This is a genomic window from Luteibacter jiangsuensis, assembly GCF_030812295.1.
GTDB classification, from domain to species: domain Bacteria; phylum Pseudomonadota; class Gammaproteobacteria; order Xanthomonadales; family Rhodanobacteraceae; genus Luteibacter; species Luteibacter jiangsuensis_A.
Window position 1 is genome coordinate 755,153 of the sequence record NZ_JAUSSK010000002.1, and the last position, 24,823, is coordinate 779,975.

Annotated in this window: 19 protein-coding genes and 1 riboswitch; of the genes, 8 read left to right on the forward strand and 11 right to left on the reverse strand. The window is 66.4% G+C overall.

Annotation, left to right across the window (positions count from 1 at the left end; genetic code table 11):
- From J2T07_RS08635 to J2T07_RS08645, 3 genes are all read right to left on the reverse strand, one after another.
- Entirely contained in the window at nt 1–393 is a 393-nt protein-coding gene (locus J2T07_RS08635) for an acyl-CoA thioesterase (protein ID WP_306849001.1), read from the reverse strand.
- A gap of 149 nt (nt 394–542) precedes the next feature.
- Nucleotides 543–1,571 (reverse strand): ribonucleotide-diphosphate reductase subunit beta, encoded by a 1,029-nt coding sequence (locus J2T07_RS08640; protein ID WP_306849002.1) that lies wholly within the window; start codon nt 1,569–1,571, stop codon nt 543–545.
- Between the two features lie 119 nt (nt 1,572–1,690).
- A complete protein-coding gene (locus J2T07_RS08645; protein WP_306849005.1) occupies nt 1,691–4,207 on the reverse strand; it encodes a ribonucleoside-diphosphate reductase subunit alpha in 2,517 nt (838 codons plus the stop codon).
- A gap of 156 nt (nt 4,208–4,363) precedes the next feature.
- Nucleotides 4,364–4,575, reverse strand: a riboswitch (cobalamin riboswitch).
- A gap of 143 nt (nt 4,576–4,718) precedes the next feature.
- Between J2T07_RS08645 and J2T07_RS08650 the strand changes: the two genes are divergently transcribed.
- Nucleotides 4,719–6,659 carry a response regulator gene (locus J2T07_RS08650; protein ID WP_306849007.1) on the forward strand — a complete coding sequence of 647 codons (1,941 nt, stop codon included), beginning with the start codon at nt 4,719–4,721 and terminating at the stop codon, nt 6,657–6,659.
- Nucleotides 6,660–6,750: 91 nt separating this feature from the next.
- Here the strand turns inward: J2T07_RS08650 and J2T07_RS08655 are convergent, their stop codons facing one another.
- Complete coding sequence (locus J2T07_RS08655; protein WP_306849008.1) at nt 6,751–7,197, reverse strand: DUF2501 domain-containing protein; 447 nt, start codon at nt 7,195–7,197, stop codon at nt 6,751–6,753.
- Between the two features lie 114 nt (nt 7,198–7,311).
- On the opposite strand from J2T07_RS08655, the gene J2T07_RS08660 reads away from it, so the two are divergent.
- The 4 genes from J2T07_RS08660 (at nt 7,312) to J2T07_RS08675 (ending at nt 15,925) form a co-directional block, all read left to right on the forward strand.
- Nucleotides 7,312–9,861 (forward strand): alpha-L-rhamnosidase, encoded by a 2,550-nt coding sequence (locus J2T07_RS08660; RefSeq protein WP_306849009.1) that lies wholly within the window; start codon nt 7,312–7,314, stop codon nt 9,859–9,861.
- 78 nt (nt 9,862–9,939) lie between these two features.
- A complete protein-coding gene (locus tag J2T07_RS08665; protein ID WP_306849010.1) occupies nt 9,940–11,628 on the forward strand; it encodes a methyl-accepting chemotaxis protein in 1,689 nt (562 codons plus the stop codon).
- A 63-nt stretch (nt 11,629–11,691) separates the two neighbouring features.
- Nucleotides 11,692–13,371 carry an AMP-binding protein gene (locus J2T07_RS08670; protein WP_306849011.1) on the forward strand — a complete coding sequence of 560 codons (1,680 nt, stop codon included), beginning with the start codon at nt 11,692–11,694 and terminating at the stop codon, nt 13,369–13,371.
- A gap of 94 nt (nt 13,372–13,465) precedes the next feature.
- Complete coding sequence (locus J2T07_RS08675; protein WP_306849012.1) at nt 13,466–15,925, forward strand: glucose/quinate/shikimate family membrane-bound PQQ-dependent dehydrogenase; 2,460 nt, start codon at nt 13,466–13,468, stop codon at nt 15,923–15,925.
- A gap of 64 nt (nt 15,926–15,989) precedes the next feature.
- Here the strand turns inward: J2T07_RS08675 and J2T07_RS08680 are convergent, their stop codons facing one another.
- Both J2T07_RS08680 and J2T07_RS08685 read right to left on the reverse strand, forming a co-directional pair.
- Nucleotides 15,990–17,201 carry an MFS transporter gene (locus J2T07_RS08680; RefSeq protein WP_306849013.1) on the reverse strand — a complete coding sequence of 404 codons (1,212 nt, stop codon included), beginning with the start codon at nt 17,199–17,201 and terminating at the stop codon, nt 15,990–15,992.
- A gap of 78 nt (nt 17,202–17,279) precedes the next feature.
- Nucleotides 17,280–17,783: a gluconokinase gene (locus tag J2T07_RS08685; protein ID WP_306849015.1), complete on the reverse strand. Its 504-nt coding sequence runs from the start codon at nt 17,781–17,783 to the stop codon at nt 17,280–17,282.
- A gap of 85 nt (nt 17,784–17,868) precedes the next feature.
- On the opposite strand from J2T07_RS08685, the gene ltaE reads away from it, so the two are divergent.
- Entirely contained in the window at nt 17,869–18,882 is a 1,014-nt protein-coding gene (ltaE, locus tag J2T07_RS08690) for a low-specificity L-threonine aldolase (RefSeq protein ID WP_306849017.1), read from the forward strand.
- Here the strand turns inward: ltaE and J2T07_RS08695 are convergent.
- From J2T07_RS08695 to J2T07_RS08710, 4 genes are all read right to left on the reverse strand, one after another.
- Nucleotides 18,876–19,658, reverse strand: a complete 783-nt coding sequence (locus J2T07_RS08695; RefSeq protein WP_306849019.1) for an N-acetylmuramoyl-L-alanine amidase — start codon at nt 19,656–19,658, stop codon at nt 18,876–18,878. The two genes, ltaE and J2T07_RS08695, sit on opposite strands and share 7 nt — an antisense overlap.
- Nucleotides 19,655–20,095, reverse strand: a complete 441-nt coding sequence (locus J2T07_RS08700; protein ID WP_306849021.1) for a hypothetical protein — start codon at nt 20,093–20,095, stop codon at nt 19,655–19,657. Before J2T07_RS08700 ends, J2T07_RS08695 begins: the two co-directional genes overlap by 4 nt.
- A gap of 90 nt (nt 20,096–20,185) precedes the next feature.
- The gene (gene zapE / locus J2T07_RS08705; protein ID WP_306849023.1) at nt 20,186–21,298 is read right to left on the reverse strand and encodes a cell division protein ZapE; all 1,113 of its coding nucleotides are present in this window, start codon (nt 21,296–21,298) and stop codon (nt 20,186–20,188) included.
- Nucleotides 21,295–21,945 carry an alpha/beta hydrolase gene (locus J2T07_RS08710; protein WP_430539334.1) on the reverse strand — a complete coding sequence of 217 codons (651 nt, stop codon included), beginning with the start codon at nt 21,943–21,945 and terminating at the stop codon, nt 21,295–21,297. The genes zapE and J2T07_RS08710 overlap by 4 nt, the downstream gene beginning before the upstream one ends.
- A 96-nt stretch (nt 21,946–22,041) precedes the next feature.
- Here J2T07_RS08710 and J2T07_RS08715 point away from each other — a divergent pair, with 96 nt between their 5' ends.
- Nucleotides 22,042–22,638, forward strand: a complete 597-nt coding sequence (locus J2T07_RS08715; RefSeq protein ID WP_306849026.1) for an ACP phosphodiesterase — start codon at nt 22,042–22,044, stop codon at nt 22,636–22,638.
- Here J2T07_RS08715 and J2T07_RS08720 read toward each other — a convergent pair.
- A complete protein-coding gene (locus J2T07_RS08720; RefSeq protein ID WP_306849528.1) occupies nt 22,631–23,128 on the reverse strand; it encodes a c-type cytochrome in 498 nt (165 codons plus the stop codon). The two genes, J2T07_RS08715 and J2T07_RS08720, sit on opposite strands and share 8 nt — an antisense overlap.
- Before the next feature lie 367 nt (nt 23,129–23,495).
- Between J2T07_RS08720 and J2T07_RS08725 the strand changes: the two genes are divergently transcribed.
- Nucleotides 23,496–24,752 (forward strand): efflux RND transporter periplasmic adaptor subunit, encoded by a 1,257-nt coding sequence (locus J2T07_RS08725; protein WP_306849028.1) that lies wholly within the window; start codon nt 23,496–23,498, stop codon nt 24,750–24,752.
- The last annotated feature ends 71 nt before the right edge of the window (nt 24,753–24,823 follow it).

Here is a 24,823-nt window from a genome sequence, read left to right on the forward strand (position 1 = left end):
TCAGGTCGCCGGCAGCGGCTGCACCGGGGTCGGTTTGTGATTGCTGTCCAGCGCGATCATGGTGAAGGTGCCGCGAGTGCACAGTTCACGCTCGCCGGAGATCAGGTCCTCGGTATACATCGCCACGTCGATCTTCATCGAGGTGCGGCCCACCGATACGACCGTGGCGATCAATTCCACCATCTGGCCCTTGCGCACGGGTACGTGGAAGTCCACTTGCTCGGAGCGAGCGGTGACCACGATCTGACGTGAATAACGCGAGGCGGCGAGGAAGGCGGCCTTGTCCATCCATGCCAGCGCCTGGCCGCCGAAGAGCGTGCCGAGGTGGTTGGTGTGGTCCGGGAAGACGATCTCGAGGACGCGGGCCTCGGTGGGGCGGTCGATGGGGGTCATGTTGGGGCTGCCTTGGGAGGTGAGGCGACCATGCTATCGCGGACAGGGTCCAGAACATCGCCGACAGGGTCGGCTCCCACCAGAGCGGCGCTGCGGTGCTTGGGTGGGAGCCGACCCTGTCGGCGATGCTTCTGGAGCGGCCGATGCCTCTAGAACGACTGATCGAACGCCACCTCGCCCTGCACGCCCACCTGGTACGACGATACGCGCCGCTCGAAGAAGTTCGTCAGTTCCTGCACGTCCTGCAGATCCATGAAGTCGAAGGGGTTCTTCGCGCCGTACTTCTTCGGCATGTCGAGCTGCACCAGGCGTTGGTCGGCGCAGTACTCCAGGTACTGGCGCATGTCGTTCACGGAGAGCCCGGCCACGCCACCGGAGAGCACGTCCGCCGCGAACTGCGTTTCGCATGCGATGGCGTCTTCCAGCATCGCCTCCACCTGCTGGCGCATGTCCTCGTCGAAGAGGTCGGGCTCCTGCTCGCGCACCGTGCGCACCACCTCGAAGGCGAACGCCATGTGCCCGGACTCGTCGCGGAACACCCAGTTGGTACCCGAGGCCAGGCCGTGCAGCAGGCCGCGCGAACGCAGGTAATACACGTAAGCGAAGGCGGCGAAGAAGAACAGGCCTTCGATGCACGCGGCGAAACAGATCAGGTTGAGCAGGAACTGGCGGCGGTGCTCGCGCGTCTCCAGCCGGTTGAGGTCCTGGATGGAGTCGATCCACTTGAAGCAGAACTCACCCTTCTGCCGGATCGAGGGAATGCTCTCGATCGCGGCGAAAGCCTTGTTCCGTTCCGACGGCTCCGGAATGTAGGTATCCAGCAGCGTGAGGTAGAACTGCACGTGAAGCGCTTCCTCGTACAGCTGGCGCGAGAGGAACATGCGCGCCTCGGGCGAATTCACGTGCTGGTAGAGGTTCAGCACGAGGTTGTTCGACACGATGGTGTCGCCCGTGGCGAAGAAGGCGACGAGGCGATGGATCAGGTGGCGATCCGCGTCGGACATCTTGGCCTTCAGGTCGGTCACGTCGAGCGAGAAATCCACTTCCTCCACCGTCCAGGTATTGCGGATGGCGGCGCGATACATCTCGTAGAACTGCGGATACTTCATCGGCCGCAGTGTCAGTTCGAAACCGGGATCGAGGATGTGGGTATCGCGGGTGATCGGTGAAGCGGACATCGGGTACCTCGGGGAATGTGAGCAGCTTCCGTGGGAGCCGCTTCAGCGGCGATGGGCGTTTCGGCCAAACCGCTCCGTTGGCTTTTCGCCGATGAATCGGCTCCCACATGGACTTTCTTTTACTGGCAGGCTTCGCAGTACTCGGGGTTCTCGAGCGAGCAGAACACCGCGGCCTCGGCCTGCTCCTGCGCATCGGCGACCGGTGCGGCGGGCGTCGGCAGGGAAGCGGATGACGAACTCACCGTGGTCTTCGCGATGCGCGTGGCCGGACGCGAGCGCAGGTAATACGTGGTCTTGATGCCCGACTTCCATGCGTACATGTACATCGAGGAAAGCTGCCCGATGTTCGGGTTTTCCATGAACAGGTTCAGCGACTGGCTCTGGTCGATGTAGGCGCCGCGGGCGGCGGCAAGATCGATCAAGGCCTTCTGCGGCAGCTCCCAGGTGGTGCGATACACCGCGCGCAGTTCCGCAGGGATGGCCGCGATACCCTGCACCGACCCTTCGGCCAGCTTGATCTGGTCGCGGATTTCGGTGGTCCACAGGCCCAGCGTCTTCAGCTCGTCGACGAGGTAGCGATTCACCACGAGGAAGTCGCCCGACAGCGTCTCGCGTTTGAACAGGTTGGACACCTGCGGCTCGATGCATTCGTAGCAACCGGCGATCGAGGCGATCGTCGCGGTGGGCGCGATGGCGATCAGCAGCGAGTTGCGCAGGCCTTTGGCCTTGATTTTCTCGCGCAGTTCCGCCCAGCGGCCATCTTTGCCGGTCGGCGTGGCCGCCGGCCAGTAGTCGAACTGCAGCTCGCCGTTGGCCGCGCGGCTTTCCTCGAAGCCGGGATGCGGGCCGTCGCGCTCCGCGATCTCGTTGGACATCGATAGCGCGTGGAAATAGATCTCCTCCGCGATACGCGTGGACAGCGCGCGGGCCTCGTCGGAATCGAACGGCAGGCGCAGCTTGAAGAAGACGTCCTGCAAGCCCATCACGCCCAGACCGACCGGGCGCCACTTCACGTTCGCCGTCTTCGCCGAGGCGATCGGATAGAAGTTGAGGTCGATCACGCGGTTCAACTGGCGTACGGCCGTGCGTACGGTGGTCGACAGCTTCTCGTAGTCGAACTGGCCGTCCACCACATGGCGGGCGAGGTTGATCGAGCCGAGGTTGCACACCGCCGTCTCGCCTTCCGAGGTCACCTCGAGGATCTCGGTGCAGAGATTCGAGAGGTGGATGACGTTCCCGGGACGCGCGGTCTGGTTGCTGGTCGCGTTCGAACGATCCTTGAAGGTCATCCAGCCGTTGCCGGTCTGCGCGAGCGAGCGAAGCATGCGCGCGTAGAGTTCGCGCGCCTTGATCGTCTTCACCGCCAGGCCGTCGGCCTCGGCCCTTTCATAGGCCGCGTCGAAGGTGGCGCCCCAGGTATCGACGAAGTGCGGCACGATCTTCGGATCGAACAGCGACCAGTCGCCGTCCGTCTCCACGCGGCGCATGAAGAGATCCGGCACCCAGTTGGCGAGATTGAGGTTATGCGTGCGGCGTGCATCGTCACCGGTGTTCTCGCGCAGTTCGAGGAATTCCTCGATGTCGGCGTGCCACGATTCCAGGTACACACAGGCCGCGCCCTTGCGTTTGCCGCCCTGGTTCACGGCCGCGACGGAGGCGTCCAGCGTCTTCAGCCACGGGACGAGGCCGTTCGAGTGACCATTGGTGCCCTTGATCAGCGAGCCGCGCGAGCGGATGCGCGAATAGGCGAGGCCGATGCCGCCGGCGAACTTCGATAGCTGGGCGACGTCGCCATACTTGGCGTAGATGGATTCCAACGCATCCTGCGGCGAATCGAGCAGGAAGCACGATGACAGCTGCTCGTGCGCCGTGCCGGCATTGAACAGCGTGGGCGAACTGGCCAGGTATTCCAGCGACGAGAGCATGCGGTACAGCTCCAGCGTCTCGGCCACGTCGTTGCCGCCCAGCGCGCAGGCGATCCGCATGAAAAAGTATTGCGGCGTCTCGATGACGAAGCGTTTCGTCGGGTGGCGCAACAGGTAACGGTCATAGACCGTACGCAGGCCGAAGTATTCGAAGCGGCGCGAGGCGGTGGTGTCGATGGCGTCGTTGAGCTTGCGCGCGTTCACCTGCACGAAGTCGCGCAGGCGCTCGTTGAGGATGCCCAGTTCGAAGCCCGTGGAAATCGACTGCGAAAACGACTGGATGTCCTGCCCGGATACTTCCTTGTCGATGAACGCCGCGAGCAGTCGCGCGGCAAGCTGGCCATATTCCGGTTCCTCGGCGGTGAGCGCCGCGGCGGTGCGGATCGACAGCTGGTCGAGTTCCTGGGTGGTGGCGCCGTCGTACAGGCCGCCGATCGTCTTCAGCGCCACGCGCATCGGATCGACCGCGTACAGGCCGTCGGCGCTGCGGGTCACCGCGCGCACGATCTTGTTGACGTCGACGACCTCCTGGCCACCGTTGCGCTTGGTGACGCGCATCTGGCCGGGGTTGTGCGGCGGGGTGAGGGTGAAGGCCGGCGGTGCTTCGTTCTTGTAACCGGCGGCGGGCGCCTTGTCGGTTGCTGCGGAGGGGGTGGCGGCCGGGTCGGCCGTCTCGGTGCGCTCGCGCGCTGCGGAATCCATCGTGGTCATGTGTGGCGTGCCCCAAGGCCTGGTTCAAACTCCCGTTCCCTCGGACGGGGCTCGAAGTGGCCAGGCAATACGGGAAAGGCCGGGACGGAGCGCGCCCGAGGCGGCTCCGGTCCGCGACGCGCTTCCCCGCGGAAGCCGTCACCACAATCGGTGCCGATCAGGCACCGATTGTTGGCAGGTCTTCGGACTCGTGGACGAGGGCCTTGGAGGCCCGGCCTACCCGTCGCTTCCCAGTCGCCGAGGACCAGTGCATAGAACGGGATCGTTTCCACTTACCGCTGCGGGGCAGTTCCGGATTCGCACCGGATTCCCTATTAAGTCCGACGGGCAGTCGCGCCTCTCCGGACACCAACGGGACACACGATATAGGCGATGGCGCGGCCGGTCAACACAAGATATGGTGTAAATCGCGTAAGTCCCGACCCGTTCACGAATTGTGACGACGGTCTACACAAAGTGCATGAGCCCGCGACGATAAACTCCGCTCCCCATCCCGGATCACTGAGGTTCGATGCCCTCACCATTCGCGTTGCAGGACAATGAATTGATCGCCCGGGCGTTCGACGCCGCGCCTTACGGCTTGGTCGCCCTTTCTCCCACGGGTGAACTCTTGTACGCCAATGCCTGGGCCAGGGCACGCCTGCCTGATGGCGAGTTCCTGTCCATCTGGAACCCGGCAGGCCGAGGCTGGTTCGAGGCGGAGTTGCCGAAGATGGTCGCCCGTGGAATGCGAACCACGGAACTCGGATCGGTCGATGGATCGTCCTGGCGGGTGTCGATGGAGCGGTGGGACGGCACGGCCGTCGTGTCCATGCAGCCCGCCGCCGGCGAGGACCAGGGCTGGCGCAGCGCGGCCGGCGGCCATGGTCTCGCGCTCGACCTGACCCAGGACCAGCTGCGCCAGGCGCAGAAGATGGACGCGATCGGCAAGCTGACCGGCGGCGTCGCCCACGATTTCAACAACCTTCTGCAGGTGATCAGTGGGAATCTGCAGCTTCTCGCATCCGATGTCACCGGCAATGCCCGTGCGGAACGGCGCCTCGCCAATGCGATGGCCGGCGTGACCCGCGGCAGCAAGCTGGCTGCGCAACTGCTTGCCTTCGGACGGCGCCAGCCGCTGGCACCGAAGGTCGTGAATGTCGGGCGATTCATCCGTGACATGGACGAACTCCTGCGCCGCGCGCTCGGGGAGACGGTCGAGATCGAAACCGTCGTCGCCGGCGGCCTGTGGAACACGCTGGTCGATCCGGGCAACGTGGAGAATGCGCTGCTCAACCTGGCGCTCAACGCCCGGGATGCGATGGACGGGCGGGGCAGGCTCACCATCGAGGCCGGCAACGCGTTGCTGGACAGCGCCTACGCCGCCGCGCACGGCGACTTGCGTCCTGGCCAGTACGTGATGATCGCCGTTTCCGATACCGGCGGAGGCATTCCCCCGGAAATCATCGACCAGGTGTTCGAACCCTTCTTCACCACCAAGCCCGAGGGGCGCGGCACCGGCCTCGGGCTCTCGATGGTCTACGGCTTCGTCAAGCAATCCGGCGGACACGTGAAGATCTACAGCGAGCCCGGCGAGGGCACCACGGTGAAAATTTACCTGCCGCGCTGCGTGCAGAGCGAAGATCGCCTGGTCGATCTCGACGAAGAAGCCGTGCGCGGCGGTGACGAGACGATCCTGGTGGTCGAGGACGACGACGCGGTGCGCGAGACGGTGGTCGGCATGCTCGGCGATCTTGGCTACCGCGTGTTGAAGGCGCGCGATGCGGAGAGTGCACTGTCGATCGTGGAGAGCGGCATCGCGATCGACCTGATCTTCACCGACGTGGTGATGCCCGGTCCGCTGCGCAGCCCGGAACTGGCGCGCAAGGCGATGGAACGGCAGCCCGGGATCGCCGTGATGTTCACCTCGGGCTATACCGAGAACGCCATCGTGCACGGTGGCCGCCTCGACGAAGGTGTGGAATTGTTGAGCAAGCCATACACGAAGGAACAGTTGGCCCGGCGCGTACGCCAAGTGCTGGCGGCACGGGTACCGCGCCCGGCGGCCGAGATCGCGCCGGTGCCGATGGCGGTGCCGGGGACGGTGCTCGCACCCCCGGCCTCGCTGCGTGTACTGGTCGTCGAGGATGACGCCCTGATACGGATGTCCATTTGCGAGATGCTCGAAAGCCGGGGCCATATCGCTTTCGAGGCCGGCGACGGCAACGAGGCCTTGCGTGTGCATGCCATCGAGCCGATCGACGTCCTTCTCGCCGATGTCGGGCTACCCGGGATGAACGGGGTGGACCTGGCCGAGCGGTTGCGCGAGACGCAACCCGGCCTGCCGGTGATTTATGCCACGGGTGACCATACGGCCAACGGTGTCGAATGCGATGCACGTACGCGGATCATCGTGAAGCCGTATGGCGTGGCCGACCTGATGGACGCGATCGGGCGGATCGCGGACCGCTAGGAGCATCGCCGGCAGGGTCGGCCCCCACCATGGCCTGGAGGCATGCATGCCCTGGTGGGAGCCGACCCTGTCGGCGATACGGTGCGTCATGTCACTTACCCATGCCGACCATCTTCTTGCCTTGCTTCAGCACCGCATCGCAGGCCTTGCGGGTGAGCTGGGCCTTGAGGTCGCCGGTGCCGGCCGCACTGGAGCCGCCGCCGGAGAGGTCGAGGGTCTTGCCGTCGCTGGACTTCAGCAGGCCCTTCGCGCCGTCGAGGTAGCCCGGGTCCTGCGTGGGGGCGGGCGTGGCCTGGGCGGACTGGCCGCCGAGCTTGCCCAGCAGCTGATCCTTCACCCCCGCGGCGCCGCTTTCGCCACCGAGGTAGTTGTTGCTCATGCAGTACTGCAGGATGCCCGCGGCGTTGCCCACGCTGCCGGAAGCGAGGGAACTGCCACCGCCACCCATCATGCCCTTCAGGCTGTCGAGTTGCACCGCCGCCGCAGGTGTCGCGGCGATGGCGGTGGCGAGGGTGATGCCGGCGAGTAGGGTCTTCATGACATGGCTCCGGGGAATTCGAGGTGGGGAAGGGATAAACCTTGATGCGTTAGATGGATGTAAGCACGGCCGGCCGATATGCTCCCGTGTGTCCTCCGCGGTAAGGAAGGTCCGTTGCCCGTTCGCTCCCATCTCGCCTGCGTCCTGCTGTTCACCGCGCCGCTCGCGAACGCCGCCGTCAGCCTCACCACGCCCCGCGTCGAACGCACCGATACGCCGGGGTACGTCGACGTGGCCAGGCCACGTTTCTCGTGGATCGTGCGCAGCGATACCGATGGCACCGTGCAGACGGGCTATCGCATCGTCGTGACGCACCGGGGCACGACGGTCTGGGACAGTGGCGACGTCGTCGGCGCACGTCCGTTCGACATCGAATACGCCGGCCCCCCGCTGGCCCCCGGCGAACGCTACGAGTGGCGCGCGGACGTCCACACCTCCGACGGCGATGCCAGCGTGGCCTCGCGCTTCGATACCGCGCTGGACGAAGCCGGCTGGCACGGGGCGCGCTGGATCGGCAAGGGCGACGACACGCTTCCCGCGCCCTTGCTGCGGAAGACGTTCCGTGTCGACGGCGACGTGGCGCGTGCCACGCTGTACATCGCCGCCGGTGGCTATGCCGACATGACGATCGACGGCAAGCCGGTAAGCGATGCCGTGCTCGGTCCGGGCTTCACCGACTACGGAAAGCGCGTGGAGGTGGTCGCGAACGACGTTATCCTCGCGCCCGGCGAACACACGCTCGGCGCCGAACTCGGGCGCGGCTTCTACGGGCTCACCAACCCGAACGTATGGCATTGGGAGCGGGCACCGTGGCATGGCCGTCCACGGATGCGCGCATTGCTACGCATCCGCCATGCCGATGGCCGTATCGAAAATATCGTCAGCGATACGAGCTGGCGCGTGGCCGATGGGCCGACGCGATCGGACGACCTGTATGGCGGCGAGGCATTCGATGCGCGTCTCGCCGCACCACGCACATGGTCCCCCGCGACAGCATTGCCGGCGCCGGCGGGAAAGCTCGTTGCACAGACCGAGCAGCCGATCCGCGTGGTGGACACCGTCGCCGCCACGGCCGTCACCGAGCCGGTGCCGGGTACTTACGTGTTCGCATTTCCCCGCGTGATGGCGGGATGGGCGAGCTTCGACGTGACCGGCCCGACAGGCACGACGATCGTCGCGCGTTACGGAGAGAAGTTGCTGCCCGACGGTACCGTCGACGCGCGCGATGAGCACCATTATTTCAAGCGGGGATTCCAGACCGACCGCCTGACACTCGACGGCGGCCGGGTCCGCTGGCATCCGCGTTTTTCGTACAAGGGCTTTCGCTACGTGCAGGTCCAGGGCTGGCCTGGCGGCAAGCCGGCTGCCAGCGCGGTCGCCGCGCAGGTGGTGCATACCGACGTCGCGGTGACCGGCCGCTTCGACAGCGATAATCCGTTGTTGAACTGGATACACCGGGCCGCCGTCGACACCATGCTGAACAACCTGCACGGCATACCGACCGACACGCCGATGTACGAGAAGAACGGCTGGACGGGCGACGGCATGCTGGGCGCGGAGATGTTCCTGCGCAACTTCGATGCGGATCGCCTGCTGGCGAAGTGGCTGCGCGACATCGCCGATGCACGCAACGCGCAAGGCGCGCCGCTGCTCATCGCACCCAACCCCGGCTGGGGCGACGTACGCGCGCCTACCTGGCATTCGGCCTATGTGTTCATCCCGTGGTGGCTGTGGATGTATGCGGGAGACCGGCGGCCGATAGAGGAGCACGTCCAGGGCATCGCGCGCTACGTGGCGATGGAGGATGCGCGTTCGCCCGGTGGCATCGCCGACACGGAACTGGGCGACTGGGTCAGTCCGGAGACCGATCCGGGCGGCGAGAACGCGCCGGAGGACAAGCGCGTCGCCGCCACGGCCTATCTGTACGGGATGGAGCGTGCGACGGCGGCGATGCTGCGACTTGTCGACGATGCGTCCGGCGCCGCCACGTTCGATGCCCGCGCGGAGAAGGTGCGGGCGGCGTTCAACGAGCGTTTCCTCGATCGCGCGGCCGCCCGCTATCGCGGCGAAGGCGACCGTGGCTATCGACAGGCGCACAACCTGCTGGCCCTGGACTTCGGCCTCGTGCCAGAGGACCTCGAGGCACGCGTGGCGGCCGGCGTGGCGGCCGATGCGAAGGCGCGTGGCGACCATCTCGATACCGGCGCGCTGGCGACCAAGCCGATCCTGCCGGTGTTGACCGCCACCGGCCACGCGGACGAAGCCTGGGCCATCGCCACCCAGACCACCTTCCCGAGCTGGGGCTTCTGGCGCGCCAACGGCGCCACCAGCCTCTGGGAACACTGGAAGCTGGCCTCGCGCTCGCGGGGCCATTACTTCCTGGGCACGATCGACGACTGGCTGTACGGCGACGTGGCGGGCCTCCGGCCACTCGCGCCGGGATGGCGCCGTTTCGAGGTGCGGCCAACCCTCACGGCCTTCCTGGACCGGGCGTCGGCGGCGGTCATGACGCCCTACGGCGAAGCCTCCGTGGCATGGCGCAAGGTGGCGGGGAAGGTCGAGGCGGACATCGTGGTGCCGGTGGGCACCGAGGCGGTGGTGGCCCTGCCGGGGTTGCCGGAGAAGGTGCTGGGATCGGGGCGGCACACCCTGACCGCCCCCTGAGCGTCTTCACATACCCCTCGTAAAGTCTTGCACCCCACCGCCGATAAATCCTGCACGGGGAAATCGAGGGTGACGGGTATGTCGGCAGTGGAAAAATGGTTCGGCCGCACGCGGCTGAACACGCGCGTATGGATGGTGACGACGGTGGTCGTGGCCGGCCTGTTGGCGCAGACGATCATGGCGGGCATCGAGAGCCGCGGCGTGCAGATGCGTGCATTGGCGGACACGCTCGAGCAGCACGTGACGGCGGCGATGGCGATCGCCGACGCCTACCACGCGCGTGCGGAGAAGGGTGAGCTGAGCGACCTGGAGGCGCGGGTGAGCGCGCTGCAGGACATCGAGGCGATGCGCTGGGCGAACAATACCGGCTACATCTTCGCGTTCGATTCGTCGCTGACCATGCGCATGCATCCGCTGCGCCGCGACGACATCGGCAAGAACATCCGCGACGATGTCGACGGCAAGGGCTTCCACCACTACGAGGCCATGCTCACCACCGATACGAAGGCCGGGCACGGCATGACCCGCTACACGCAGGTCATGCCCAAGACCAAGGAACTGAAGGACAAGATCAGCTTCTCGTCCTGGTACAAGCCGTGGGACCTGCACTTCGTCTCCGGTGCCTATTTCGAAGCCATCGACGCGGCCTTTCAGGCCCAGATCGAGCGCGACCTGATCAAGTCCGGCCTCATCGCGTTGCTGGCGCTGTCGATCGTCTGGTTCTCGATGAGCAGCATCCGGGGCAGCTTGGGTGGCGAACCGCGCGACGCCGTGGAGATCGCGGGGCGTATCGCCGGCGGCGACCTTCGCGCGGATGGCGCGGCCGCATTCGCGCCGGAGAGCTTGCTGGGCGCGCTGGAACGCATGCGCGGCACCCTGGCCTCGATCGTCACGGAAGTGCAGGAAGGCGCGCATGTCGTCTCCACGACCTCCAGCGAAATCGCGCGCGGCAATGACGACCTCTCCCAGCGCACGCAGGAACAGGCCTCCAGCCTGGAGGAAACCGCCGCATCCATGGAAGAAATGACGGCGACGGTGAAGCAGAACGCGGAGAACGCCCTGGCCGCCGACCGCCTGTCGCGGCATGCGCGCGGCGCGGCGGAGAAGGGGAGTGCCGTCGTCGGCGAAGCGATGGAGGCCATGCGCCAGATCGGCGATTCCAGCCGTCGCATCGGGGACATCGTGGGCCTCATCGACGATATCGCCTTCCAGACCAACCTGCTGGCATTGAACGCCGCCGTGGAAGCGGCGCGTGCGGGCGAGCAGGGTCGTGGCTTCGCCGTGGTGGCGACGGAAGTGCGCCGCCTCGCCCAATCCAGCGCGGCGGCGTCACGCGAGATCAAGGGACTCATCGTCGAAAGTGGCGATCGTGTCGATGCGGGTGCCACCTTGGTGGAGCAGTCGTCGGATGCGCTGCGCGACATCCTCGACAGCGTGAAGAAGGTGACCGATATCGTCGCCGAGATCGCCGCGGCCAGCGCCGAGCAGTCGTCCGGCGTCGACCAGGTGAACCTCGCCATCGCGCAGATCGACCAGGTGACGCAGGAAAACGCCGCGCTGGTGGAAGAGGCCGCCGCCGCCGCGAAGTCCATGCAGGACCAGGCGAAGTCGTTGCGCGATCAGGTGGCGTTCTTCACGGTCGACGTCGCGGCAGGCGCCGACGACGTGCCGTCGGCGACATCCGGCCGTGCGATGCACGATCTCAGTTTCGGCCACCAGCCGGCGCCTGCCACGGCGGACACCGCGGGCTGGACCGAGTTCGCCTGACAAGGGCGCACGTGCCGGTGCACATTGTTTATCCTCGGGCGAAGCCCCAACGAGGATAGCCACATGGACCACGCCGCGAGTTACGTGCACGGCGCGAGCCCCACACCCCTGCTCGGCGAGACGGTCGGGGCCCTGCTCGATCGCGTCACCGCACGTTGGCCGGACCGGCCTGCGCTGGTGGTGCGCCAGCAGGGCGTCCGCTGGACCTACCGGGAATTCCACGCCGAGGTCGAGCGCGTCGCCGCCGGCCTTCTCGCGCTGGGCCTGGAGCCCGGCGACCGCGTCGGCATCTGGGCACCGAACCGTGCGGAATGGGCGGTGGCGCAATTCGCCGCGCCGAAGGCGGGGTTGATCCTGGTCAACATCAATCCCGCCTACCGTTCGCACGAGTTGGCGTATTCGCTGAACAAGGTCGGTTGCCGCGCGCTCATCCTGCCACGCGCCTTCAAGTCGTCGCACTACCTGGACATCCTCCGCGGCCTCACTCCGGAGTTGGACGCCTCCCCGCCGGGCGGATTGCGCGCGGCGGCATTGCCGGACCTGCGCCACGTGATCCTGCTCGACGGGGAAGCGGCGCCCGGTACGCTGCGCTGGTGCGATATCGCGGCGGACGACGCGGCGCGGAAGCGCCTCGCGGCGGTGGATGCGGAGCTATCGTTCGACGACGCGGTGAATATCCAGTTCACCTCCGGTACCACGGGTGCGCCAAAGGGTGCGACGCTCACGCATCACAACATCGTCAACAACGGCTTCTTCATCGGCGAAGCGATGCGCCTTACCGAGGCCGACAGGTTGTGCATCCCCGTGCCGTTCTACCATTGCTTCGGGATGGTCCTGGGCAACCTCGCCTGCGTGACGCACGGCGCGTGCATGGTGATCCCCGGCGAGGGCTTCGACGCACTGGCCACGCTGGAAACGGTGGCGGAGGAACGCTGCACCGCGCTGCACGGCGTGCCGACCATGTTCATCGCCGAGCTCGAGCATCCACGCTTCCGCGAGTTCGACCTGTCGAGCCTGCGCACGGGCATCATGGCGGGTTCGCCATGCCCCATCGAGGTGATGCGCCGTGTCGTGCGCGAGATGCACATGAGCGAGGTGACCATCGCCTACGGCATGACCGAAACCAGCCCTGTCAGTTTCCAGACCGTACCGGACGATCCGCTCGAACTGCGTGTGTCGACGGTGGGGCGCATCCATCCACACGTGGAAGTGAAGATCGTGGACGAGGCGGGGCGGGTCGTTCCGCGCGGTACGACGGGCGAGCTGCTGACGCGTGGCTATTCCGTGATGCGCGGCTACTGGGGTGACGAGGCCAATACCCGGCTGGCGCTCGACGCGTCGCGCTGGATGCATACCGGCGACCTCGCGGTCATCGACGATGAGGGCTACTGCACGATCGTGGGCCGCCTGAAGGACATGATCATCCGCGGCGGCGAGAACATCTATCCCCGCGAAATCGAGGAATTCCTCTACGGACACCCGGATATCCAGGACGTGCAGGTGTTCGGTGTCCCGGATGACCGGCTGGGCGAGCAGGTGTGCGCGTGGATCCGCCTGCGCGATGGGGCGGCGGCCACGGAGGGCTCGATCCAGGACTATTGCCGGCGGCACCTCGCCTATTTCAAGGTGCCGCACTACGTCCGCTTCGTGGACGGCTTCCCGATGACCGTGACCGGAAAGGTGCAGAAGTACCTCATGCGCGAGGCGATGGAAGCGGAACTGTCCGAGAAGGCCGGACGGTAAAGATAGGCCCGGCGGCCCCGTTCTCCACCTTGGATTCACGCCCTTTTCTCCACCCTGGCCGAGAGGGAGGGCTCAGGACACCAGAGAGGCGCATGTGAATCGAGTCAGGAGACACCATCCCGCGACGCTGTTTACGGCGTTCCTCTTCGCGTTGTTCGGTGCCGCGACCCTGCTGGGTGGCATACGGCTCGTCAATCTCGGCGGCTCCGCCTATTACCTGGCCGCGGGCGCGGTCACCCTGGTGGTCGCGGCCTTGCTGCTGTTCCGCGTGCGGCTGGCCGTGCCCCTCTACGGATTCCTGCTGATCGGCACCGCCGCCTGGTCGGTCTGGGAAGTGCGCCTGGACTGGTGGCAACTGCTTCCGCGCCTCGATGTATGGTTCGTGCTGGGCTTGTGGCTCTTGCTGCCCTGGCCGCGCCGTGGCCTCAACCGGGACAGCCTCTACGAAACCTCCCGGAATACAGGCGGTGGCTTCCTGTTCGTCTCGCTGTTGATCGTCGCGGTGGTGGGCGCAGCGGGGGCGCTTCATTCCGATCACGACCTGTCGGGCGAACTGCCGATGGCCGACGTTGCCGGACCACAAGGTGATCGCGCCGCACGCCCCGACGGCGACTGGACCGACTACGGTGGCTCGCCGTTCGGCCAGCGCTACTCCCCGCTGACGCAGATCACCCCGGATAACGTGGGACGGTTGCAGGTGGCCTGGAAGATCCAGACGGGCGATACCCCGGGGCCCGACGATCCGACCGAAACGACCTCCGAGAACACACCGCTGAAGATCGGCGACACCGTCTATCTGTGCACGCCGCACAGCCGTGTGATCGCGGTGGATGCGGCCACGGGGCAAAAGCGATGGGAGTTCGATCCGAAGATCCAGAGTCCCGTCGGATTCAAGCACTGGGAACACATGACCTGCCGTGGCGTGTCGTATCACGACGATGCGAAGTACGCGGCGGCGACGATCCCCGCTCCGGCGACGACCGCGGCCGGCACACCCGCCTCGGCCTCGACCGCGGCGATCGCGACGGCATCCACCGCCTCGGCGACCTGCCCCCGCCGCCTGTTCCTGCCCACGGCCGATGCGCGCCTGATGGCGATCGACGCCGATTCCGGCCAGCCCTGCACGGACTTCGGCGACCACGGCACGGTGAACCTGCGCACGAACATCGGCCCGTTCACGCCGGGTGGCTACTACTCCACCTCGCCGCCGGCGGTGACGAAGGACCTGGTCATCATCGGCGGCCATGTCACCGACAACGAGTCGACCAACGAGCCCTCCGGCGTGATCCGCGCCTACGACGTGCACGACGGCCACCTGGTATGGAACTGGGACCCAGGCAATCCCGAGGCCACGGCTCCGATCGCCCCCGGCGGCATCTATACCCGCAATTCGCCGAACGTCTGGTCGCTCTTCAGCGCCGACGAGGACCTCGGCATCGTCTACCTGCCGATGGGAAACCAGACGCCCGACCAGTTCGGTGGCGGACGCACGCCCATGTCGGAGAAGTACGGCGCGGGCATCGTCGCGCTGGATGTGGCCACCGGCAAGGTGAGGTGGAACTACCAGTTCACCCACCACGATCTCTGGGACATGGACATCGGCGGCCAGCCGACCCTCGTCGACCTGCAGACCGCCCAAGGCATGAAACCCGCGCTGGTCGCCTCGACCAAGCAGGGCAGCGTGTACGTGCTCGACCGGCGCGACGGCACGCCGATCGTTCCCATTCGCGAAGTGCCACGTCCTCAGGGTGCCGTGGCGGGCGACCACACCGCGCCGACGCAGCCGTTATCGGATCTCAACTTCGCGCCACCGGATGTGCGGGAGAAAGACATGTGGGGCACGACGCCCTTGGACCAGCTCTGGTGCCGCGTGCGTTTTCGTTCGTTGCGCTACGAAGGCATGTTCACGCCACCCTCCGAACAAGGATCGCTGGTTTTTCCGGGTAACTTCGGCGTCTTCGACTGGGGTGGCGTGTCGGTGGATCCCACGCGTCAGTTGATGTTGATCAATCCGAGCTACATGGCTTTCCAGTCGCGCCTCATCCCGAAGGACGTGCTGGCCAAGATGGAAGTCGGGCCGGCCAAGAGCGAGACCGAAGGCGTGAAGAAGGCCGAAGGCATTCCCTATGGCATCGAGTTGTCGGCCTTCCTCTCGCCGCTGGGCATTCCCTGCCAGGCCCCGCCGTGGGGTTACGTCGCGGGCGTCGACCTGCGCACCGGCAAGATGATGTGGCGGCACAAGAACGGCACCATCGTCGACAGCGCACCGCTGCCGATACCGATGCCGCTCGGCGTCCCGAGCCTCGGCGGCATGGTGACCACGGCAGGCGGCGTCACCTTCCTCTCGGGCACGCTGGACTACTACGTGCGCGGCTACGACGTGCGTACCGGAAAGAAGCTGTGGGAGGCCCGCCTCCCCGCCGGCGGCCAGGCCACGCCGATGACCTATGCGGACAAGGACGGACGGCAGTACCTGCTGGTAACGGCAGGTGGGCACGGCTCGCTGGGCACCAAGCAAGGCGACTGGGTGATCGCCTACGCCCTGCCTAAATAGGGACGTAGTGGGCGAGCACCCATCGCCGACACAGTCGGCTCCCACCATGGTCTCGGCGGTCTTCTTAGCTGGCGTCCCGCTTGGGGCTGGGCAGCAGGGCCGCCAGCAAACCGATCAGGGGCAGGAAGGCGCACACCTGGTACACCGCCTCGATGCCGATGTGGTCGGCCAGTTCACCGAGCACCGCCGCGCCCAGGCCACCCATGCCGAACGAGAAGCCGAAGAACAGGCCGGAGATCATGCCTACGCGGCCTGGCACGAGCTCCTGTGCGAAGACGACGATCGCGGGGAAGGCCGAGGCCAGGATCAAGCCGATCGCCACGGTGAGCGGCGCCGTCCAGAACAGGCTGGCGTGCGGCAGCAGGAGGGTGAAGGGCAGGGCGCCGAGGATCGAGAACCAGATCACGCGCTTGCGTCCGATGCGGTCGCCGACGGGGCCGCCCAGCACCGTTCCCACCGCCACCGCGCCGAGGAAGATGAACAGGTGGAATTGCGCATTCTCCACCGACACGCCGAACCGGTGGATCAGGTAGAAGGTGAAATAGCTGGTGAGGCTGGCGAGGTACACGTACTTCGAGAAAATCAGTGCGAGCAGCACGGCGATGCCGCGCCGCGCCTCCCGGGTGGCCGGGGTGAGTTGGCCATGCTTACCTGCGTTGTTCTTGAGGCGTGGCAGCCCGTAGTGGCGATACCACTGGCCGACATTCCACAGGATCGCGCAGGACAGCAGGGCAAGTAGCGCGAAGAAGGCCAGGCTCGACTGTCCCCAGCGCACCACGACCAGCGCCGCGGCGAGCGGGCCCAATGCCTGGCCAGCGTTGCCGCCCACCTGGAAAAGCGACTGCGCGAGGCCGTGGCGGCCGCCGGAAGCCATCCGCGCCACGCGAGACGATTCGGGATGAAAGACCGAGGAACCCATGCCCAGCAACGCCGCGCCGGCGAGCAGCAACGGGTACGCGTGCGCCTTCGACAACACGAGCAGGCCGAACAGCGAGAACAGCGTGCCACCGGGAAGCGCAAGCGGCGTGGGACGCCGGTCGGCGTAGAGGCCGATGAGTGGCTGCAGGATCGACGCAGTCATCTGATATGTCAGCGTGATGAGACCGATCTGACCGAAGTCGAGCTGGAAGTCGGTCTTCAGGCCCGGGTAGATGGCCGGAAGCAGCGACTGCATCATGTCGTTGAGCAGATGACAGAAGCTGATCGCGAAGATCACGCCATAGACGGTCGTGTCCGCGCGGCGGCCGTCCAGCGCCGCGTCGACGGGGGCTTGCATGGGCTTTCCTGGGGGGAGGGGAGCGAATATGAGAACACGGGCGAAGCGACGCGGCCACTGCCTGCGTGATCGCAGGCCCTAGGCCTGGGGTCCGTGGCAATCCGCGCGGATGATGCACTCGATGAGCTCGGCGGGCGGCTTTCCGATTTCCACGCGCATGGCTTCCTCGTCGCTGGGTTCCTCCAGCGTGGCCAGCTGGCTGTCGAGAAGCGCCGGATCGAAGAAATGTCCCGCCCGATGACCGAGGCGCTCGGCAAGCACGTCGCGTGAGCCATGCAGGTAGACGAACTTGACGTCGTCGTGTCCGCTTCGCAAGAAATCGCGATAGCGGTGCTTCAACGCAGAGCACGCCACCACCAGCGACTCGCCCTGCCGCCGGTGGCGATCGATCTCCTCCACGATGGCGGCGAGCCAGGGCCGGCGATCCGCATCGTCGAGCGGTATGCCCCTGCCCATCTTGTCGCGGTTGGCTTGCGGATGGAGGTGATCCCCATCGACGAAGGGCTGGCCCAGCCGTGCCGCCAGGCCGCCGCCAATCGTGCTCTTGCCGCTGCCGGACACACCCATGACGATTGTGATCATGTCCCGAGCATGCCGCCTTTCGGGCCACGGAATCGTGAACGGCATCGCGTACCATCGTGGACCGGTCCCTCTTGAACACACGCCCATGGAACCCATCGACCTGCGCAGCGATACCGTCACCCGGCCCACCGACGCCATGCGCGAGGCGATGTCGCGGGCGCCGGTCGGCGACGATGTCTATGGCGAGGACCCCACGGTCAACGCCTTGCAGGATCGTCTTGCCGCCGACCTCGGCTTCGCCGCGGCGCTGTTCGTCCCCACCGGTACCCAGAGCAACCTGCTTGCGTTGATGAGCCACTGTGAGCGTGGCGACGAATACATCGTGGGTGCGGATGCGCATACCTACCGCTTCGAAGGCGGCGGTGCGGCGGTGCTGGGTTCGATCCAGCCACAGCCGATCCCGCAGGACACCGACGGAACATTGCCCCTGGACAAGGTCGAGGCGGCGATCAAGCCGATCGACCCGCACTTCGCCCGCTCCCGCCTGCTGGCGCTGGAGAACACCTGGCATGGCCGCGTCCTTCCGTTCGATTACCTGTCCTCCGCGCGCGAACTGGCGACACGGCGCGGCCTCGGACTGCACATGGACGGCGCGCGCCTCTACAACGCGGCGATCGCCTATGGCCGTCCGGCACGCGAGGTCGTGGCGGGCTTCGACAGCGTGTCCGTGTGCTTGTCCAAGGGACTTGGCGCGCCCGTGGGTTCGGTGTTGCTGGGCAGCGTGGCGCTGATCGACCGTGCTCGTCGCTGGCGCAAGGTCGCCGGCGGTGGCTGGCGGCAGGCAGGCATGCTTGCCGCGGCGGCGATGCATGCGCTCGACCACCATGTGGAACGCCTGGCCGACGACCACGCACGCGCCAGCCGGCTGGCGAACGGCTTGCGCCGGATCGACGGTCTCGAGGTCAAGGGTTGCCATACGAACATGGTCTTCGTCGACGTGCCGCCCGCACGCTTGAAGGACCTCGCCGCACACATGTCCGCGCACGGCGTACGACTGAGCATCGGCTATCTTCCGTCGATCCGCCTGGTAACGCACCTGGACATCGACGACGCGGCCATCGAACGGACGATCGCCGCGTTCGCTTCGTTCGATTACTGACGTGGCGCCATCAGCTTGCGTTGCAGCGAATAGAGAATGGCGGCATCGGTGACATCGAGCGTGTCGGTTTCCATCGCCCGGTAGTGGCGATGGAAGGCGATGATCGCATTGCGCGGATTGGATACGTCATAGCCGACCAGGCGCATCGCCGCGAGGCTATCGAAGCCGGGCGGTGCGGGGATCGGGTTCGCCTCCGGCCATAGCCCGAAACCGTAACTGGCAAGCGTCGACCAGGGGAATTGCACGCTCGGATCGTTCTTCCGGCCGGGCGCGATGTCGCCATGACCGACCACGGCTTCGCGCGGGATGCCCAGGCGCGTGGTGAGGTCGGCCAGCAGGTTCACCAGCGCCTGTATCTGCGGCTGGGTGAACGGGGACTCGCCATCGTTGTCGATCTCGATGCCGATGGACGAGGAATTCAGGTCCGTCATGTCGCCCCAGCGCGAGGCGCCCGCGTGCCAGGCGCGGTCGTTGTCGTCGACGAGCTGGTCGATGCGGCCATTGGCCTCGACGAGGTAGTGAGCGCTTACCTGGCCTTCGCTGTTACGTGTGCTCAGCACGCGCAGGGCCTCCGCGGCGTTGCCGATCGAGGTGTGGTGCAACACGATGATCTGCGCCTTGCGCGCGTTGAAGTTGGGCGACGGTGTCCAGTGGGCCAGGGCGCTGCGCTGCGGTGCGACGCGTGGCCCGGTGGCGCAGCCGGCAAGGCAGGCGATCGCCAGCACGACCGCCGCGAGGCGGATGCGCCTTGCGACGGTGGCCCTTGTTCGCGTCATTCGACCCGGAAGTCGCTGCTGGTGATGACCCACGCGATGTCCTCGCCCACGTCTCCGATGTCTTCCCTGGATGCCACCACGATCTGGAGGTCGACGCAATCGTGGCCTTCGGAAAGCCATTCGGTCTTCTCGAGTGCCATGCCGGATTTCTTCAGCGCCGTGCGTAGGGTGGGCATGTTCGTGGCGAACAGTTCGGTGCCTTCATGGGTGAGCACGCCGCCCAGTACTTCGATGTCGCACAGTTTGTCGTCGAGGAAGCGCAGCCGCAGCCAGTCGTCTCCGGCGGCATCGGCGTATTCGTCTTCGTCGTCCCACATGTTCTCGCCACCCGACTTCCAGCCGAGTGCGTCGCGAAGCTTCTTTCGCGACATGCCGAAGAAGATGTCGGTGTCGCCGCGGCGGATGCCGCGGCCCGGGACCAGCTCGCAATGTTCCATGGCATACCTCGTCAGATGGCGCGGGAGACCCGCCGGTGAAGCATGGCGGACCAACGATACGACCGGCCAGCCGGTCCTGTCCGTGCCGTGTCAGGGTTTATGGTCACGGCCAAGGTAGTCCTCGCTCTGCATTTCGATGAGCCGCGATTCGGTGCGGCCGAACTCGGCGCGAACCTTGCGGCCATCGTAGAGTTCCGTGATCGGTGCGGCCGCGGAGAGTACCAGCTTCACGTGACGGTCGTAGAACTCGTCCACCAGCAGGACGAAGCGCTTGGCCTCGTTTTCCGAGTAGATGGTGAACTGCGGCACGTTGGACAGGATCACCGCCGGATACGATTTCGCCAGCTCGATGTAGTCAGCGACGGCGCGTGGGCCTTCGCAGAGCGCGGCGAAGTCGAACCAGACGATATTCTTCGCACGCTTGCGCACCGGCACGTCGCGGCCGCTGAGCATGATGGAGCCGGCCTCGGCGATCTCGCCCTCCGCCTGGCCCATGAAGATCTTCGTCAGCGAGCGCTCGGCCTCCTGGCCGGGCGGCACGAGGTAGACCGGCGCCTGGCTCAGGGCGCGCAGGCGCCAGTCGTGCGGAGACACCATTTCATGGACCACGCAGTGCTTTTCGATCGCCGCGATGGCAGGCAGGAACCGCGCGCGTTGCAGGCCGTCCTTGTAGAGGCCCTTCGGCGGCGTGTTCGAGGTGGTGACCAGCGTGACGCCGCGCGCGAACAAGCCGTCCAGCAGCCCGGCGAGGATCATGGCGTCGCCGATATCGGAGACGAGGAATTCGTCCAGGCACAACACGCGGCACTTCGCGGCGAGGCGTTCGGCCACCTCGTCGAGCGGACTCTGCCGCTCGCCGAGTTCGCGCAGCATGCCGTGCACCTCCAGCATGAAGCGGTGGAAATGCCGCCGCAGGGCGAGACCCGGGGCGAGGCTGGAGACGAAGAGGTCCATGAGGAAGGTCTTGCCCCGGCCGACGCTGCCCCACAGGTACAGGCCGCGCACGGCGGCGCGTGGTTCGTTGCCGAGCATGCTGCGAAGGCGGCCGAAAAGGCCGCCACCGGAAGGCGCGGGTGTGCAGAGTGCCGCATGCAGGCGGTCGAACTGGGCGATGACGGGTAGCTGGGCCGGATCGGATTCCCAGCGATGCCCGGCGATCCCGTCCCGGTAGCGCTCGCCGGGCGTCGATTCCGTGCAGGTCATGCAGCGCGGGACTCCGGCAACCAGTTCTTCACGCCATTCTTGATGACGCCGCGCAGGTCCATCAGGCGGCGATGGAAGAAATGGCTGGTGTCCTCCATTCTCACCAGTTGCGGGCGAGTATCTTCCGGCAGGTTGTCGATCCAGTCGTAGACGGCCTGCGGGTCGACGATCTCGTCGGCGTCGCCCATGACCACGAGCCAGTGGCACCGGGGCAGTTCCAACTGGTCGAAATCCCAGCCACGGCCCGCCACGGGTGGCGCCACGCTGATCAAGGCCTCGGCTCCAAGGTGGGTGGCGTTACGCAGGGTCACGTAACTGCCGAAGGAAAACCCGGCCAGCCACAGGGCGGCGCCGGGACGGACCTTGCGCGCCCAGGCGACCACGGCGGCGAGATCGTCACTTTCGCCATGGCCGCTGTCGAACGCCCCTTCCGACCTGCCCACGCTGCGGAAGTTGAAGATGATCGTGTCCATGCCGGACTCACGCAGCGAGCGCTCGATCATGGTCACCACCTTGTTGTGCATGCTGCCGCCGTCCGTGGACAGCGGGTGGCAGATCACGGCGATGCCATGACGGGCCACGTCGGCGGTGGCGGCCTTGGCTTCGCATTCGAGCTTGCCCGCCGGGCCTGCGAGCGCGAAGCTCATGCTCTCGTCCGGAAAGTGATCCGGCGCTGTAGGTAGAAGATCGCTCATGCTCTCCATGATACCCGCTGGCTGGCCGTCTCGCGGCGAGGACCCGCGATGAACGTGCTGGCACATGCCTTGCTGGCGGGTGACGACGCGGCCTTGCGCCTGGGCGGCATCATGGGCGACTTCGTGCATGGCAAGCCCGATCCGGCCATTCCCGAGCGGGTTCGTCAGGGTATCCAATTGCACCGGGCGATCGACAGCTTCACCGACAGCCACGACGAGGTCCGCGCGGCCCGCGAGCGCTTGCCCGCGCCCTTCCGCCGCTATGCGGGGATCCTCCTCGACATGTGGTTCGACCACTGCCTGGCGCGCGGCTTCGCACGCTGGTCAACGCGGCCCCTGGAGGATTTCTCGAACGACCTGCGCGCCGAACTGCATGCGGCCGGTCCGTTGCTACCCGATGCGCTGAAGCGTTTCCTCGGCTATATGGACGCGAACCGGCTTCCGGCAGGCTATGCGCGGGCCGAGGCGATCGCCAAGGCCTTGCGCGGTATCTCGCAACGGTTGTCCCGGGCCAACCCCGTCGGCGAGGCCATGCCGCTGTTGATGGCCGAGGACGCCATGCTGCAGGCCACGTTCGAGCGGTTCTTCCCGCAGTTGCGAGCGTTCGCGACGGAGTGGGTGGCCCGCCTTCCGCCGCTTACTTGACCTGATCGGCCATCCACTTGACGGTGTTGCCGACTTGTTCGTCGGTCAGGGCAGGGTTACCGCCCTTGGCCGGCATGTGGTTGCCGTCGGGGCCGGTGTAGCCGTCGATGGCGTGCTTGGTGAGGGTGGCGATGCCCTGGGCGATGCGTGCGGACCACGCGGCCTTGTCACCGAGCTTCGGCGCACCGGCCACGCCAGCCGTATGGCAGCTGTGGCACAGGTTGTCGTAGATGGTCTTGCCGTCGGTGCTGCCACCGTAGGCGACCTGCGAAGCGGCGGCCTTGGCGGCGGCTTCCTGGGCGGCCAGCATCGCCGCACGGCCGGTGTCGCCGGCATAGACGCCGCCCACCGGGGCGATCCGGGCCTCGGTGTGCTTGGCGACGGCCGGGTCCTGATCCTTGGGGATGTTGCTGTAGATGGTATAGGCGATAACCATCAGGACGAGGGCCAGGACACTGAGGCCGGCGGTCAGCCACGAGAACTGACGCATGAAGTTCTGGTCGGACTTGCTCGGAGAACCGCTCACGCATTGACTCCACTGATTTGGGTGTGCCGTCCCCTCCCCGGGATCCGGCGTGCCTGCCGGCCGCAAATGCGGCGTCGAATTTCGCGAGTATAACGGAACCTCCGCGGGAGTCAGCGGTCCGCATGCCGGTGCCGCGCCAGGGGACCGGCGGGGGAGACGTGCCGTCAGTCATGCTGTACCCCTGTCAACCGGCATTGTTCAATGCCGTTCACCTACACCTATATTGGCGCCGTCGGGTTTTCACCTTTTGGGGGTATAAACCCCCATGGCGCACGGCGCGCCGGTCGGACCAGGTACCCCCGTCCGGTCATTCATCCTGGGAGTGTTTTGCATGTCGCGTTTTTGGAAGATCGCGCTGGCCGTCATCGTGGTTCTGGTGATCGCGGGCATATTCGTCGTTCCCCGGCTGCGTCACGCCGACGGTGCGAACGCAGCCCAGACCCAGGGAGGCAAGGCCGATGGCGAGGGCCAGGGGAAGGACCAGCCGCCCGTGCCGGTCACGGTCGTACCCGTCGCCAGCCAGGATGTGCCCGTCTACCTCACCGCCACCGGTACGGCCCAGGCGCGTAATTCCGTGGTGGTGCGCCCGCAGGTCAGCGGCCAGCTGATGAAGCTCAACTTCCAGGAAGGCCAGGAGGTGAAGCAGGGCGATGTCATCGCCGAGATCGACCCGCGCACCATCCAGTCGCAATACGACCAGTCCGTCGCCAAGCTGCGCCAGGACCAGGCCGCCGCGGCCACCGCCAAGAACAACCTCGAGCGTTCGCAGAATCTGGTCAGCAAGGGCGGCCAGCAGTACGTGTCCAAGCAGGACCTCGACAATCTCAAGAACACCCTCGACCAGGCCCTCGCCACGGTGGTCGCGGACCAGGCCTCGATCCGTGCCTCGCAGGTGCAGTTGGGCTTCACCAAGGTGATCGCGCCGATCGACGGGCTCGCCGGTATCCGTGCGGTGGACGTCGGCAACATCGTCGCCACCACGGACACGATCGTCACGCTGACCGAGGTCCATCCGATCTACGTCTCGTTCAACCTGCCCGAGAAGAACCTCGACCTGGTCCGTTCCTCCATGCGCGAGGAAGGCGCCACACCGCTCGAGGTCGCCGCGCTCGACCGTGTCGACGCGCATGTGGTGGCCACCGGCAAGCTCGACGTCATCGACAACACCATCGACACCACCACCGGCACGTTCCGCCTGCGCGCGCTGTTCGACAACACCAAGACCGAGCTGTGGCCCGGCCAGTTCGTCAATGCGCGCGTTCGCGTGCGCACGGTGAAGAACGGCCTCGTCGTGCCCGCCCAGGCGGTGCAACGCGGGCCGGATGGCGACTATGTCTATCTCGTGCAGGGCGACAACACGGTCAAGATGCAGGCGGTGGAAACCGCCACCGAGGTGGGTGACAGCCACATGCTCATCAGCAAGGGCCTGAAGCTCGGCGACAAGGTGGTGACCGAGGGCCAGTTCCGTCTCAAGCCGGGCTCGAAGGTGCAGCCGCTGGCGCCGGGGCAGGTTCCCGCAGCGCCCACGGCCGAGGAATTGAAGGCGAAGAAGGATCAGCAGGGCCGCCAGGGCGGACGCCGCGGCTGATAGCGCTTAGCGCGCGGCGTGTCCACGACGGATGCGCCGCCACGGATCGCAAGGTCCCGACACCAGGAATA